This window comes from Thalassobacter sp. 16PALIMAR09 (assembly GCF_000765485.1).
Taxonomy (GTDB): Bacteria; Pseudomonadota; Alphaproteobacteria; order Rhodobacterales; family Rhodobacteraceae; genus Thalassobacter; species Thalassobacter stenotrophicus.
Window position 1 is genome coordinate 640,452 of sequence record NZ_JHAK01000001.1, and the last position, 15,735, is coordinate 656,186.

The 15,735-nt window shown below is 60.7% G+C and carries 10 protein-coding genes; 3 read left to right on the forward strand and 7 right to left on the reverse strand.

What is annotated here, in order from left to right; all coding sequences use genetic code 11:
• Positions 1 to 44 precede the first annotated feature (44 nt).
• Genes PM04_RS03140 through PM04_RS03150 form a run of 3 tightly spaced genes read left to right on the forward strand, consistent with a single transcriptional unit; the run spans position 45 to position 5,811 of the window.
• Positions 45 to 2,498 (forward strand): FAD-dependent oxidoreductase, encoded by a 2,454-nt coding sequence (locus tag PM04_RS03140; protein ID WP_038003543.1) that lies wholly within the window; start codon positions 45 to 47, stop codon positions 2,496 to 2,498.
• Complete coding sequence (locus PM04_RS03145) at positions 2,495 to 3,370, forward strand: homocysteine S-methyltransferase family protein (protein WP_038003545.1); 876 nt, start codon at positions 2,495 to 2,497, stop codon at positions 3,368 to 3,370. The genes PM04_RS03140 and PM04_RS03145 overlap by 4 nt, the downstream gene beginning before the upstream one ends.
• Complete coding sequence (locus PM04_RS03150; RefSeq protein WP_038003547.1) at positions 3,367 to 5,811, forward strand: FAD-dependent oxidoreductase; 2,445 nt, start codon at positions 3,367 to 3,369, stop codon at positions 5,809 to 5,811. The genes PM04_RS03145 and PM04_RS03150 overlap by 4 nt, the downstream gene beginning before the upstream one ends.
• Positions 5,812 to 6,147: 336 nt before the next feature.
• Here PM04_RS03150 and glmM read toward each other — a convergent pair whose 3' ends face one another.
• From glmM to PM04_RS03185, 7 genes are all read right to left on the reverse strand, one after another.
• The gene (gene glmM / locus PM04_RS03155) at positions 6,148 to 7,491 is read right to left on the reverse strand and encodes a phosphoglucosamine mutase (protein ID WP_038003549.1); all 1,344 of its coding nucleotides are present in this window, start codon (positions 7,489 to 7,491) and stop codon (positions 6,148 to 6,150) included.
• 61 nt (positions 7,492 to 7,552) lie between these two features.
• Positions 7,553 to 8,596 carry a dihydropteroate synthase gene (gene folP, locus PM04_RS03160; RefSeq protein ID WP_038003550.1) on the reverse strand — a complete coding sequence of 348 codons (1,044 nt, stop codon included), beginning with the start codon at positions 8,594 to 8,596 and terminating at the stop codon, positions 7,553 to 7,555.
• 3 nt (positions 8,597 to 8,599) lie between these two features.
• A complete protein-coding gene (locus PM04_RS03165; protein ID WP_038003553.1) occupies positions 8,600 to 9,526 on the reverse strand; it encodes a dihydroneopterin aldolase in 927 nt (308 codons plus the stop codon).
• A 119-nt stretch (positions 9,527 to 9,645) separates the two neighbouring features.
• Positions 9,646 to 10,305, reverse strand: a complete 660-nt coding sequence (locus PM04_RS03170; RefSeq protein ID WP_038003555.1) for a cell wall hydrolase — start codon at positions 10,303 to 10,305, stop codon at positions 9,646 to 9,648.
• A 195-nt stretch (positions 10,306 to 10,500) separates the two neighbouring features.
• A complete protein-coding gene (locus PM04_RS03175) occupies positions 10,501 to 13,041 on the reverse strand; it encodes a putative PEP-binding protein (RefSeq protein WP_038003891.1) in 2,541 nt (846 codons plus the stop codon).
• 129 nt (positions 13,042 to 13,170) lie between these two features.
• Complete coding sequence (gene glyS / locus PM04_RS03180) at positions 13,171 to 15,228, reverse strand: glycine--tRNA ligase subunit beta (protein ID WP_038003558.1); 2,058 nt, start codon at positions 15,226 to 15,228, stop codon at positions 13,171 to 13,173.
• Positions 15,228 to 15,734, reverse strand: coding sequence for a DUF6446 family protein (locus PM04_RS03185; RefSeq protein WP_038003892.1), 507 nt, complete (start codon positions 15,732 to 15,734; stop codon positions 15,228 to 15,230). Before PM04_RS03185 ends, glyS begins: the two co-directional genes overlap by 1 nt.
• Between the last annotated feature and the right edge of the window lies 1 nt (position 15,735).

Genomic DNA, 15,735 nt, shown 5'->3' on the forward strand with positions numbered 1-15,735 from the left:
CCCATAGCCCGACCCCAAAGGGTCTGCATACCAAAGGAGAGCCCATGTCTGAGTTTCCCACCACAGCACGTGTCGTCATCATCGGCGGCGGTGTCGTCGGCACATCGGCGTTGTTCCATCTGGCTCGCGCCGGTTGGACCGATTGTGTCCTGCTGGAAAAGAATGAGCTGACCGCAGGCTCGACATGGCACGCGGCGGGCAACTGCCCCAACTTTGCGCCCAACTGGGCCGTGATGAACATGCAACGTTATGGGTTAGAGCTATACCGCGGCCTCTCCGAGCTGGTGGACTATCCGATGAACTACCACGTGACTGGTGCATTGCGCTTGGCGCACACCAAGGAGCGGATGGAAGAATTCAAGAAGGTCGCCGGACAGGCACGTGCGCTCGGGCTAACGATGGACTTGTGCACCCCCAAAGAGCTGCAAGAGCATAACCCGTTCATGGAAACCCATGACCTAGCGGGCGGCCTTTGGGACCCTCTCGACGGCGACATTGACCCCGCCCAGCTGACACAAGCGCTGGCTAAGGGCGCACGCGAGGCCGGTGCCCGGATCGAGCGTTTCTGCCCCGCCGAAGGAATTGACCGGGACGGTGACGAATGGATCGTCAAAACCCCCAAGGGCGATATCCGCTGTGAAAAGGTCGTCAACTGCGCGGGCTACTACGCCCAGCGCGTGGGTGAGATGTTCAAACCCTTTGGCGGGCGCACCGTGCCCATGGTGGTAATGTCCCACCAATACTTCCTCACGGAGCCAATCGCAGAGATCGAAGCCTACACCAAGGAAAAGGGCCACAAGATGCCCATGATCCGCGATGTAGATACCTCCTACTACCTGCGTCAGGACAAACACGGGCTCAACCTTGGCCCCTATGAGCGGAACTGTAAGGCCGCTTGGGTCACCCCTGATGATCCAATGCCCGAGGATTTCAGCTTTCAACTGTATCCCGACGACCTAGAGCGGCTGGAGTTCTACATCGAGGACGCAATGGCGCGAGTGCCTTTGTTGGGCACCGCAGGTGTGGGGCGCAATATCAACGGACCCATTCCCTATGCTCCCGATGGCCTTCCTATGATCGGCCCCATGCCCGGCGTGCCCAACGCGTTTGAGGCGCATTCGTTTACCTTTGGCATCGCGCAGGGCGGTGGCGCGGGCAAAGTCCTGTCGGAATGGGTCATGCATGGCTACACCGAAGACGACATGTGGGCCGTCGATCCTCGCCGCTATACCGACTACGCGGACAATGATTATTGTCTCACCAAAGCGCTTGAGACCTATGGCCATGAATACGCCATGCATTACCCCCACTACGAATGGCCCGAAGGTCGCGACAAGAAGCTATCGCCAGTGGATGCCAAACTACGCGCGATGGGTGGCCAGATGGGCGCCTACAACGGGTGGGAGCGCGCGAATTGGTTCGCCCAGCCCGGCGATGACACCTCGCTTGAAACCGCTGAGACTTGGGAGCGTGCTGGCCCGTGGGAGGACCGTATCCGCGAAGAGGTGGAGGCCGTGCGCGATGGCGTCGGTGTCTTGGACCTGCCCGGCTTTTCCCGCTTTACCGTCAAGGGCACCGGCGCGCGCGATTGGCTGGATGGGCTGACCATGTCGCGGCTGCCCTCTGCGGGGCGTGTGGGGCTTGCATACTTTGCCGATGACCGGGGCCGGATCGTGACCGAAATGTCGGTCTTTGCCTACAGCGACAATGAGTTCATGCTAATCACAGCAGCGCCCGCGCAATGGCACGACTTTGAATACCTCAAGGCGTTCTTGCCCACCGATGGCAGTTTGGCTCTTTCGGACCATACAACCGAGTACTCGACCCTGATCGTGACCGGACCAGCGTCGCGCTCCCTCTTGGCCGCGATCGGCACCGAGGCGGATTTGTCCAAGCCGTGGCTCACCTTCCAGGCGACGACGCTGGGCGGGCATCCTTGCACCTTGGCACGTGTCTCCTTTGCGGGAGAGCTGGGCTGGGAAGTCCACGCCAAGCTGGACGACATCCCCGCCCTCTACGAGGCTATTCTGGACGGCGGCGCGAAACCCTTTGGGATGTATGCGCTAAACTCCATGCGGATCGAAAAAGGCTACCGCGCGTGGAAGGGGGATCTGTCTTCCGACTACACAGCCCTTGAAGGTGGCTTGGATCGGTTCATCCGGTTCGACAAACCCCGTGCCTTCCCCGGTAAGGCGGCGCTCTTGTCCGAAAAGCAACAAGGCCGCACCAAAGGCTTTGTCACTATGACGCTGGAACCCGGCACCCATGACGCCCCCTACATGGCCCCGGTCTATGCAGGCGACACCCATGTGGGCGAAGTCACCTCCTGTGCGATGGGCTACCGGACACAAACCTGCATCGCCCTTGGGATGGTCAAGGCCGAGCATTTGACCCCCGGCACTGCCCTAACGGTGGACGTCTATGGCACCAAAGTCCCCGCCACCGTCCAAGCCGATCAACCCATGTGGGATCCCTCCAACGAAAGACTACGCGCATGATCATTCTTGATGGCGGCATGGGGCAAGAATTGCTCCGCCGCACGGGTGACCGCCCCACGCCTCTCTGGGCGACACAGGTGATGATCGACCACCCCGAGGCTGTGCGTGCCATCCACGATGACTACTTCGCGGCTGGAGCCCAGATCGCGACGACCAACACCTATGCCATCCACCGTGACCGCCTGCAAAAGGTGGGCATGGACGCGCAGTTCGAGATGCTGCATCGCACCGCCTGTGAAATTGCCGTGTTCTCTCGTGACAATGCGGCGGGGGGTCAGGTGGCGGGATCACTTGGCCCCTTGGGCGGTTCGTACCAGCCTGAGAACACGCCCGAGATTGAGGATGCCGCGCGGCTCTATGCCGAGATCGTGGCCCTGCATGCGCCTTATGTGGACCTACACTTGATTGAAACCGCGAGTAGCCTCAAGGCCGCGCGGGGTGCGGTTGCGGGCTGTGCGGCCAGCGACAAACCCGTCTGGCTCGCGGTCTCGGTTGAGGATAACGACGGCAGCAAGCTGCGCTCCGGTGAGGCGGTGGCCGATGTCTTGGACATGGCAGGTATCGACGCGCTTTTGATCAACTGCACCCGCCCCGAGGCTGTAACAACGGCCCTATCGGAGCTGAGCGGAGCAACCGTCCCCTTGGGCGCCTATGCCAACGGTTTTACCCATATCAAGGGACGGTTCCGTAAACCCGGCGCCACAGTTGACGCCCTAGAGGCCCGGCATGACCTTGGCCCCACCGAATACCTAGACCACGCCCGCGACTGGGCCCGCTTGGGGGCCAGCATCATCGGCGGATGCTGTGAGGTCGGCCCCGTCCACATCGCAGCCCTTTCCGCGCATTTCCACACCGGAGCCCACCCATCATGAGCCTTCCTCCGTCCTCTGCCCGCGTCGTCATCATTGGCGGCGGTGTTATCGGCTGTTCCGTCGCCTACCACCTGACCAAGCTGGGCTGGAAAGATGTCGTCCTGCTGGAGCGTAAACAGCTGACCTCTGGCACCACATGGCATGCCGCGGGCCTGATCGCGCAGCTGCGCGCAACGCAAAACATGACCCGGCTCGCGAAATATTCCCAAGAGCTATACGGCGGGCTAGAGGATGAAACCGGCGTGGCAACCGGGTTCAAACGCGTAGGATCTATCACCGTGGCCCTCACGGAGGCCCGCAAAGAGGAAATCCTGCGCCAAGCCTCCATGGCGCGTGCCTTCGGCGTTGAGGTTGAGGCGATTTCCCCCACCGAGGTGTTAGAGAAGTACCCCCACCTGAACATCGGCGACGTCACCCAAGGTGTTTACCTGCCGCTGGACGGCCAAGGTGACCCCGCCAACATCGCGCTGGCGCTTGCCAAGGGCGCGCGGCAACGCGGTGCGCAGGTGCTTGAACGGACCAAAGCCACCGGCGTTGTGCGCGACGGTCGCCGCATCACGGGCGTCCATTGGCAACAGGGCGATGAAACCGGCACGATCAACTGCGAACACGTCGTCAACTGCGGCGGCATGTGGGGCCATGAGGTTGGCGCTATGCTGGGCACCAACGTGCCTCTCCACGCCTGTGAGCATTTCTACATCGTGACCGAGGCCATCGCGGGCCTCACCCAATTGCCCGTCCTACGCGTGCCCGATGAATGCGCCTATTACAAAGAGGACGCTGGCAAAATCCTGCTGGGCGCGTTCGAGCCGAACGCAAAACCGTGGGCCGCGAATGGTATTCCGGCGGATTTTGAGTTCGACCAGCTGCCTGAGGACTTCGACCACTTTGAGCCCATCCTCGCGGACGCCTGCGAACGGATGCCCATGCTAGCGGAAGCGGGCATTCATACGTTCTTCAACGGGCCGGAATCCTTCACCCCCGATGATGCCTATCACCTTGGCCTCTGCCCCGAGATGGACAACGTCTGGGTCGCCGCGGGCTTCAACTCTATCGGGATCCAATCTGCGGGCGGCGCGGGCATGGCGCTGAGCCAGTGGATGGACGCGGGCGAAAAGCCCTTTGATCTGGGCGATGTGGATATCTCTCGGATGCAGCCATTTCAGGGCAACAAGACGTATTTGTTCGAACGTTCAAAGGAAACGCTTGGACTGCTGTATGCGGACCACTACCCCTATCTGCAAAAGCGGACAGCGCGTGGGGTGCGGCGCACACCGTTCCACCAGCACCTTCTGGATCGCGGTGCGGTCATGGGCGAGCTAGCCGGCTGGGAACGCGCCAATTGGTTTGCCCGCGGCAGCCAAGAGGCCGAATACCGCTACAGCTGGACCCGTCAGAATTTCTTTGAAAACGTGCGGGCCGAACATGCCGCCGTGCGGGAGGGCGTGGGCATGTACGACATGTCGTCGTTCGGCAAAATCCGCGTCGAGGGACCGGATGCAGAGGCATTCTTGAACTATGTCGCAGGCGGCAATTATTCGGTGCCCGTGGGCAAGATCGTCTACACCCAGTTCCTTAACGACCGCGCCGGGATTGAGGCCGACGTCACCATCACGCGGCTCTCGCCCGATGCCTACCTTGTCGTCACCCCTGCCGCCACGCGGCTGGCGGATCAAACCTGGTTGATGCGCCACAAGGGCGCGTACCGCGTCACGATCACCGATATGACAGCTGCTGAAGGTGTGCTGGCAATCATGGGGCCACAGGCGCGTGATTTGTTGCAAAAGGTCTCGCCCAATGATTTCTCAAATGCGGCCAATCCCTTTGGTACCGCCCAAGAGATTGAGATCGGCATGGGCCTGGCCCGCGCGCACCGCGTCACCTATGTGGGCGAGCTTGGATGGGAAATCTACGTCAGCACCGACATGGCCGGACATGTGTTCGAAACCCTGATGGAAGCAGGCGCTGAAATGGGCCTGACCCTATGTGGCATGCACATGATGGACACCTGCCGGATCGAAAAAGGCTTCCGCCACTTTGGCCACGATATCACATCCGAAGATCACGTGATGGAAGCAGGCCTGGGCTTTGCCGTGAAAAAGGATAAGCCCGCCTACATTGGCCGCGACGCGGTGCTGCGCAAGCAGGACGAGGGGCTTGCGATGCGGATGGTCCAGTTCAAGCTGACCGACCCAGAGCCCCTACTCTATCACGCGGAACCGATCCTGCGAAACGGCGAAGTTGTGGGTTTCCTGACCTCTGGCGCTTATGGCCACACGTTGGGCGGGGCGATGGGGCTGGGATACGTGCCGTGCAAAGGCGAAAGCGTGCAAGAGGTCCTCGCCTCTAGCTATGAGATCGAAGTTGCGGGCACACGCGTGCCTGCCACCGCGAGCCTTAAGCCGATGTACGATCCGAAATCTGAGCGTGTAAAGGTCTGAGGCCACGCCGAGTATCTGGTGATAAAGTTGGGGGGGCCGGCTCCTCCCTCCGTCCCCCCCGCGGGTCCGGGCGCGCACGCCCACCCCAACCTCTGACGGATCATCCTGGATGATCCAAACCTGTCACCTAAACCGGGTGCGCCTCATGCGGATACTATCTCCACTACGGCGCGCCCTAAGTGTGAACGACAGGTAAGCATAAGTTTCCACCCCTGAACACCAAAAAATACGCCGCACTGCGGCGTGACCTGCACGTAAAGAACCTAGATCACCCCGTTACTTGGCACATAATAGGCAAGGCTTTGCCGAAGGTCCGGCATAGCCTGACCGCAACCCCTAGCTGGTCGCGATTTCAACCGCACCAGCGACGTCGCCAACCACCTTTTCCAACAGGTCCGCGTCTTCGCATTCCGCCATCACGCGGATCAACGGCTCGGTGCCGGATTTACGGATCAACAGGCGCCCCGACCCTTCCAGCTCCGTCTCGGCGGCAGCAATCGCGGCCTGTACGCTGACATCATCCAGCGGCAATTGACCGGCTGCGAAGCGAACGTTAACCAACTTTTGCGGTACGGGTTCAAAGTTCTGCATCAGGTCCGAGGCCTTGCGACCCGTCAGAACCATCTCAGCCAAAAACTGAAGACCCGCGATCAGACCATCGCCCGTTGTGGCGTAGTCGGTCATCACGATATGGCCCGACTGTTCGCCCCCAAGGTTCAGCTTGCCCTTGCGCATGGCCTCTACCACGTGGCGATCGCCCACGGGCGTGCGGTGCAATAGGATCGCGCGCTCCGCAAGGAACCGTTCCAGCCCAAGGTTCGACATCACGGTCGCGACCAGCGCGGGGCCGTGCAACCGCCCCTCATCCGCCCAACGCGCCGCGAAAAGGGCCATCAGCTGATCACCGTCTGCCAGTGTTCCCGTCTCATCCAGGATCAAGACGCGGTCCGCATCGCCATCAAGGCAAATCCCGATATCGGCGCCATGCGCCACCACTTGCTCGGCCGCCGTGGCCGTGTGGGTTGAGCCGCATTTGTCGTTGATGTTGTGCCCATTGGGCGAGACACCGACAGGGATGACCTCTGCGCCCAGCTCCCACAGGACCTCGGGCGCGACCTTGTAGGCGGCACCATTCGCGCAATCGATCACGACCTTAAGGCCATCAAGCCGCAAGCCATCGGGAAAAGTTGTCTTGGCGTATTCGACGTAGCGACCAAGCCCGTCATCAATCCGCTTGGCGCGACCGATGTTTTCGGCGGCGGCGGGTTCAACACCGCGTTCAACCAGCGCGGAAATTTCGGCCTCCGCCTCATCGCTGAGCTTGTATCCATCGGGTCCGAAAAACTTGATCCCGTTGTCATGCGCCGGATTGTGAGAGGCCGAAATCATTACCCCAAGATCCGCACGCATCGAATGGGTCAACATCCCCACCGCAGGCGTCGGGATCGGACCCAGCAAAAGCACGTTCATGCCCGTAGACGTCAATCCCGCCGTCAGCGCGTTTTCGAGCATGTAGCCAGACAGACGCGTGTCCTTGCCGATAACAACGCGGTGCTGCGCCGAGCGGTCCTGACGGAAATACCGCCCCGCCGCCGCGCCAAGACGCAAAGCCATATCAGCGGTCATCGGGTAGCTGTTCGCCTTGCCCCGCACCCCATCCGTGCCAAAAAGTGAGCCCATGCCTTTTCCAATCCATTGCCGCAATTTTGCCGTGCCGATGGCCGGACCTCTGACGGGGGGCTTATTCGGCGGGTGCCTCAGCGCTTTGCCGAACCACGTCCCATAGTGTCAGACCTTGGCAGGTGCCTGCAACATCGTGCACGCGCAAAATCTGCACCCCGTGCTCAATTGCCGCCAAGCCCAACGCCAAAGAGCCGGGATCGCGGTCTGCGGCCCGGTCTGTACCCGTCAGCGCGCCGATAAAGGATTTGCGCGATACACCCAGCAGGATCGGACAGCCCAACCCGTGAAACAGGCTCAGGCCCCGCAAAATCGCCAGCGTATGGGCGCGGGTTTTGCCAAACCCAATGCCCGGGTCGACCATGATCTGGGCACGGGTCAGCCCCAAGCCCTCTGCCCGCACCACCATCGCCTCAAGCGCATCATATATATCGAGCAGCGCGTCATCGTATTGCGGATTGGCCTGCATCGTTTCGGGCGTGCCTTGGGCATGCATCAAACACGTCGGGACCTGTTCGCGCGCCGCCCAAGGGCCAAGTGCAGGATCAAACCCAAAGCCGGACACATCGTTCAGGATCGTGGCACCTGCGGCAAAGCCCGCCTCGGCAACCGCTGCCTTCCGGGTATCGAGCGAAATGGGCAGCGTCACGCCCCCTGCCCGCAGCGCCTCAATCGCGGGAACGACACGGGCGATTTCCTCGGGAACCGGGACTTCTTTGGCACCTGGCCGGGTGCTTTCGCCGCCGATATCCAAGATATCCGCCCCCGCCTCTGCCATCGCACGGGCGCAGGACTGGATCGTATCGAGGTGCAATCCGGCATCCGTGGCCAACTGACCACCGTCTGAAAAACTATCCGGCGTCACGTTCAGAATGCCCATCACACGGGGGCGATCCATCGTCACACCGGCAATCGGGGCGCGTGGCGCTGTGAGACGCGCGCGCACATCACTGGGCGCGTCCTCTACTGCTATCCGCTCAGGGCTTTGCCCACGGCGCAACACATTGATGGCCTCGGCCCACATCCAGCCGCCGGCGATCCGCATGGCCTGATCGGGGTTACGGGGGGCGCGGGTCAGGATCGGCTGATAATACGCGGTCGTCATGGCTTAGGCGGCTGGCTGGTCAAGCACATCGGCGATGCTGGCGGCAACCTCGGCGGTGCTGGGCACATCTGGGCCGGCGGCGCCGATAAACAGGCTCCGCGTCGCTTCAAACATCTGCGCACAATAGCCCGCCAGAACCAGAGGGTCGGCCCCATCGGGCGCATCGGTTGCATCCAGCACAATGCGGGACGGCGCCCAAACCGAAACCTGATCGTTCTTGAGGCCCCAATCCAGCTCCGTCCGGCTATCGACCACGACGCACCGCGCATCGCGCGCCGCGAGCATCCATGCGTTTTGTTCAATCGCCAACAGATCCACGCGCCGCTGTGCTTGTGGCTGGGCGACTTGGGGGGCCTGCGTCTGGCCGGGACCGACGCACAGAATTGTCGGAACCCCGACCAATGTATCTACAAACTCCGACAAGCGCGGATCGTGAATGGCCTCGTTTGAGAGGTAAATGACCTGCGGATGCACCACAGCATCAGGTTCAACGATCCGTACCGGCGCACGGGTCTGGCTGCGCACGACCTCAACCCCAAGGGCAAATGGCCCGCGATCCAGCTTTTCGATCCGCACAAAAACGCGGGCCGCACGCGGGTCATGCAAAATCCGCTCAGCCACGCGGGCGCACAGCGTCTCAAGCAGGTTCAGGCGCTCGGCCTTTAGCTCATAATCGATGGCTTCGATCAAAGTGTCGTAGCTGAGGATACGGTCGACATCGTCGTCCAGATGATCCCCCATGGGCACCACTTCGACCACGACATTGCAGCTGATCCGTTGCAGCAACCCACGCTCGGCCTGAAACGCCCCGATCTCAACTTCGCGGATATGATCCCGCAAAGAAATACGGTCGAGCGGATCGGTGTTAGTGGCGGTCGCCGCCGCGCGCTCAGAGGGATGGGCAAAGGCCAACCGTGTCTCGTCTGACATATCTCGCCCTTCCTTGCGCGGATCAATCGGCCCTTAGGTGCCACAAGGATCGCGCGCTGAAAAGGCTCAGTTCCGGCGAATTGAGCGTCAGGATCGACGCCGCACCCGAGGTCAGAGGATCAGTATTGCTGACGATAGAAAATATGCGTGCCGATCCGCGTGGTGCGTGGATAAACGCGGGCCCAACGGGGGTTCACTGCTGTGGTGTGGTAATGCGAGGCTTCATCCGTCAGCGTGCGCGGCGCACCGTCCAACATGATGCGCGCAACTTTGCCTACACGCTCCCACGACTGGCGATCATTGATCCGCTCGGGGCGGCCATCGCAGGTGTAGCTGAATTGGCAGGCATGACGTTTGCCCGTGCCTTGGTTGATCACACCGCAAACACTATCGGGATAGTTGGGCATGTCGACCCGATTCAAGATCACCTCTGCGACTGCAAACTGACCTTTCAGCTTTTCGCCGCGCGCTTCGAAATAGAGCGCTTCGGTCAGGCATTGCCATTGTTCCCCACCGGTCGCCTTGGGCATCGCATCCAAATCGCTGCGGTCAAAAACGGGCTTGGGCGCGTCCGCACGAGGGGCCACGTAGGGACGTGCAATCGACTGCATCCGGCGCGCGCTGGTCGAAAACAGCGCCTCCCGCTCAGTTTCCATCAAGCTTGAGAGTTGGATCCCAACAGTCTCGGGAGAGGGGTTCGACGTGCTCAACCGAATATCGGCTTGCGCCACGCCACCAAAAACCACGGCGATAACCGCCGACACAGCAAACATCTTCATACAACTACATCCCATACAGCTGGATGCCCCCAGGCAATCCCGCAACGTCCTTACCGAAATGTGAACGATCCCCCTATACGCTCAGAACCGTTGATGCGCCGCTTGTGGCAAAAAAGTAACAGATCAGCGTTAATAGATGGCGGGAATGGGGCAAGTCAGATCAATCTACCTTGATTGTTGACGTCGATTTTGTGGTCAAGCGCCTTGGTCAGGGCTTGCCTCATGGCGAATCCTCGCCTGAGCGGCTGCAAGTTTGGCCACCGGGACCCGAAACGGCGAGCAAGAGACGTAGTCAAACCCTGCTCTTCGGCAAAACGCGATGGATTCGGGGTGGCCACCGTGTTCGCCGCACAGTGACAGCACCACATCAGGACGTGCGGCGCGCCCGCGTTCCGCCCCCAGCAATAACAACTCGCCCACACCGTCCAGATCAAGCGTCTGGAACGGATCCTCGGGATAGACGCCCTCATTGACATAGGCCGACATGAACCGACCCGCATCATCGCGCGAGAGGCCATAGGTCATCTGTGTAAGGTCGTTTGTGCCAAATGACAAAAATGCAGAGTTTTCGGCGATTTCACCGGCCCGCAACGCAGCGCGCGGTGTCTCGACCATCACGCCAAGACGAAAATCGAGCTCCGTTCCGCTTTCGCCCCGCACAGAGGCTGCAAGCGCATCTACGCGGCGTTTGACCAGCTCCACCTCGCGCTGAGCGCTGACCAGAGGGATCATGATTTCGGGCACGACAGGCGTTCCGTTGCGGCCCACTTCGACTGCCGCCTCAAAGATGGCCCGGGCCTGCATCTCATAAATCTCGGGGATTGCTACGCCGAGGCGCACGCCGCGCATCCCCAGCATTGGGTTATATTCATTGAGAGATTCGATATGCGCGCGCACCCGGCTTAGCGGGATATCCAAGGCCTCAGCCATGGCGCGCATGCCCTCTTTGTTACTGGGCAAAAACTCATGAAGCGGTGGATCCAGAAGTCGAATGCACACCGGCGCGCCCTGCATGATGGTAAATAGTTCAATGAAATCGGCCCGCTGCATCGGCAACAACCGCTCAAGCGCGGCAGCCCGATCACCGGGGTCCTCCGCAAAGATCATTTCGCGCATGACCGTCAGGCGACCCGGCTCAAAAAACATATGCTCCGTCCGGCAAAGCCCGATCCCATCCACCCCAAAGGTGCGGGCTAAGGCGGCGTCGGCGGGCGTGTCGGCATTGGCTCTGATGCCGATGTCCCGCAGGTCATCCGCCCATGTCATCAACTCCCCAAAGGCACCATCAAGCGCAGGTTCGACCATCGGCGCGGCTCCGCTCAGGACCCGTCCACTGCTGCCATCAACCGTCAGGATGTCCCCATCATGCAAGGTGCTGCCGTCCGGCAAAATGATCTGCTTGGCATCGTGGTCGACCTTGACGCCCGTGGCGCCAGACACGCACGGCACCCCAAGGCCCCGCGCAATCACCGCTGCATGGGATGTCATCCCCCCTCGCTCTGTCAGGATCGCGTCTGAGGCATGCATGCCCCGCACATCCTCGGGCGAGGTTTCGCGGCGCACTAGGATGCAGGGTTCATCGCGCGAAAGGGCCGCTTGGGCCGCAGCAGCATCAAAGACAATCTTGCCAGAGGCCGCACCGGGTGCCGCCGCGATCCCCTTCGCAAGCACCGTGACCGTTGCAGCCGGATCGACCTGACGGTGCAACAATTGAGACAGTTCCTGCGGTTCAACCCGCATCATCGCCTCTTGGCGAGTGATGATGCCGTCGCGCGCAAGACGGGTCACGATATTCAGGTTGGCACGTGCCACGCGCTTGACCCGAACTGCATCGAGGATAGCCAAACGCCCCTCCTCAATGGTGAATTCGGCCTGCATCTCAGCCCGCAGCTTGCGCCGCATCAAGGCCCCGGCAGCCACAAGTTCGGCGTAAACCTCAGGCAACAACTCCTCAAGCGACGGACCGCGCGGGTCTTTCGTCAGGAAAAGCGCCTTTGCATTACTCTCAAGGGCTTCTCGCCCCAGCGCTTGGCCCAAGTAGCGCCCTGTGACCTGCGGCTCACCAGTCACGGAACTGACAAATTGGATCACACCCGCCCCGGATTGCCCCGGAGCCAGCCCCAGCGCCATACGCTGCACCACAAGTCCCAGCCCTGCATCTGCGGGCGCACCCTGAGCTTGGCGCAACAGCCGAGCAGAGGTCCCCTCCCACGCGCGGGCCATAGATCGTAGGACCTCACTCAGTTGAACGGTTGGGTCCTGCGGAAAGGCATCGTCCATTTCCGCAGCATATTCGGCCATGGCCGCTGCGGGGGTTTGCGCATCTAGAAACGGCGCATCATCGAGGCGCATCACCTCAATCGCGAACGACCGGATAAACCGCAGATACAGCTTGTCCGCACGCTCTCGGCCCAACCGCTCTGACAGCAGGGCATGGGTCGCGTCGTTCATGCCGATATTCAGGATCGTGCCCGGTCCGCCCCAATCAGCAGCCTCACTTGAGGACCGCACCGAAATCAGCAGCGGATCAGCCTCAAACACACCCAAAAGCGACGTCAGATCAGGCATCTGCCCATTGGCAATGTTTCGCACTGTCTCGAACGAAAGCGCCACCGTTTGTGGCACCGGCAGCCCCAAACGTACCAACCGCTGCAAACACTTTGCGCGGTTGCCGTGACGCTGTTTGCGGATATCCGCAGTTGTGGTCACTTCGGTGAAATCAGGGCTCTCAAGCATGTTGCCAATCTCATGGTGCATCTGCAGCATACGGCGCTGCGCTGGTCACACAAGCATCACATTCATAACGCATGTGTTCATGTCATGCGGTTGATCGCCACAACCACAAGTAGAAGCCCAGTGCAGCAGTTAGCCCGTCAGTTTGGTCAAATCCGCGACTTGGCTGCAAATCGTTCTGATCTGCGACAACAGGTTCAGCCTGTTGCGGCGCAAAATCTCACTCTCCGCATTCACCTGTACCGCGTCAAAGAACGCATCAACCGGACCGCGCAGCTGGGCCATGGCGCCCATGGCGCCCGCGAAATCTTCGGCCTCGATGGCCGGAGAGATCGCCCCCTCTGCCGTCGTCAATGCCGCAAACAAGGCCTTTTCTTCGTCCATCTCCGCAAACTTTACATCCGCGCCAAACGAGTATTCCACCCCATCGGCCGCCTCAGCTTGACTCAAAATGTTTGACGCTCTCTTAAAGCCTTGCACAAGATTTTCGCCATCCTCGGTCGCCAGCACGTCATTCAATGCCCGCGCCCGTGCCACCAGCAACGCAAGATCATCCGCACCAGGCATCGCCAGACACGCATCAATCACGTCGTGCCGGATACCCTGATCCCGCAAATACACTTTGAGGCGATCGTAGATAAAGCTCATCAGATCAGCGACATCCGCGCCAGGATACCCTTTGGCCAAAACCTCTGACAGGTTCATGCGCGCGCCGTTTTCCAACACCAACCGGATCACGCCAAGTGCGGCCCGACGCAGGGCGAACGGATCCTTGGACCCAGTGGGTTTTTCTTCGATTGCCCAAAAGCCGGTCAACAAATCAATCTTGTCCGCCAGCGCAACGGCCACCGAAACCGGTGCCGTGGGCACGTCATCCGACGGCCCGAGCGGTGCGTAGTGTTCTTCGCACACCGCCGCGACTTCCTCCGGAAGGCCCGCGTGCGTCGCGTAGTAACGGCCCATCAAGCCCTGAAGCTCTGGGAATTCATACACCATCTCAGAGCTCAGATCGGCCTTGGCCACACCCGCCGCAGTCGCAGCCGTTTCGGCGTCAGCACCCACGGAGGGCGCGATTTCACCGGCCAGTGCCTTGATGCGTTCAATCCGTTCTAGCTGGCTGCCCAGTTTGTTATGGAATGTCACATTATCAAGGGATTGCACCCATGTGTTAATGTCGGACGTCGCCACGCGCAGGTCGTTTTCCCAAAAAAACTTCGCATCCGCGAGCCGCGCCGACAGCACCTTTGCGTTGCCCGCTAGGATGGTCGCGCCTTGATCCGCTGTTTCACGGTTGGCCACGGTCACGAACCGCTCAATGCGCCCCGTCGCTCCGTTGCGCACTGAGAAAAACTTTTGGTGCTCTTTCATCGAGGTTTGCAACACCTCAGGCGGCAAATCGAGGAAGTCTTCCGCAATCTCGCCCATCAAAACCACTGGCCATTCAACAAGCCCCGCGACCTCTGCCAGAAGGCCCTTGTCGTCTACGACTTCCAGCCCCGCAGCGAAGGCTTGGTTCGTGGCGTCGTTCCAAATAGCATCTGCGCGCTCAGCGGCCTCAAGCACCACATGGGCGCGCTTCAGTTTAGCCGCATAATCCTCGAACGACGTAACCGAAAACGCATCCGGCGCCATGAAACGGTGCCCCCGGGTCGTGTCACCCGAAGTGATCGTGTCCACCGAAAATGGCACAACCTCTGCACCCGCTTCATCCGTCAAAATGCACAGGATTGTGTGCAATGGCCGGACCCAACGCAGGCTGCCTGTGCCCCACCGCATGGATTTTGGCCATGGAAAGTTGCGCACCACATCGGGAACCAATTCCGCAATGATCTCAGCCGCAGGGCGGCCCGGCTTTTCGATCACCGCAAACCAGACCTGCCCTTTTTTGTCGTCCCGCGCTTCCAACTGGTCTTTTGCCAGACCCGTGGATCGCAAGAACCCTTCAAGCGCCTTTTCGGGCGCATCAACACGCGGGCCTTTTCGCTCTTCGCGGGTGTTCGGGCTTTCGGCCGTCAGGCCATTGACCGACAAAACCAGACGGCGCGGCGTGACATGCGCCACGGCACCCGAATATGTCAGACCGGCCTCAACCAGACCATCGGTCACGCGCTTTTGCAGGTCCGCGGCGGCACGGGCCTGCATCCGGGCAGGAATTTCTTCGGAGAACAGCTCCAGCAACAGATCGGGCATCAGAAGTCTCCCTTAAAGGTTGCGCGATCAGGGCACGCGTCACCAACGGGAGAGCCGTCATAGGCTTTCTTCCCGCAATTGTTCAATTCATGCCACGCAAAGCCGCGCCCATCGGGCAGCACAGCAATCACGCGGTTTACGCCGTAGGCGATGTTTTCTTGGCCCAGAAACGCAAGCGCCCCGCCGGAGGCCAGCGCCTCACCGATTGCGGGTGCATCAAAGCAATCGAACCACGATGGCGGCACTGTGGGCGCTGCATCCTCAAGCACTTCGAAGCGTTCGCTCATGAAGGCGGGGGATGACGTGGTTGTAAAACACGCGCGAAATCCCAACGGGGATGAGGCAGAGCGGATCGCGGTTACATCAGACACGCCAAAAGGCTCTGGTGCAGCCCCGCCCACAGGTGTGGCCTGCAATGTGACGTTTTCCATCGGCGCCCAATAGGCGGAGTGATTGGTGTACCAAATCCCCACACCAGCGGCCAATGCGGTTCCGAGCAGCAGCATC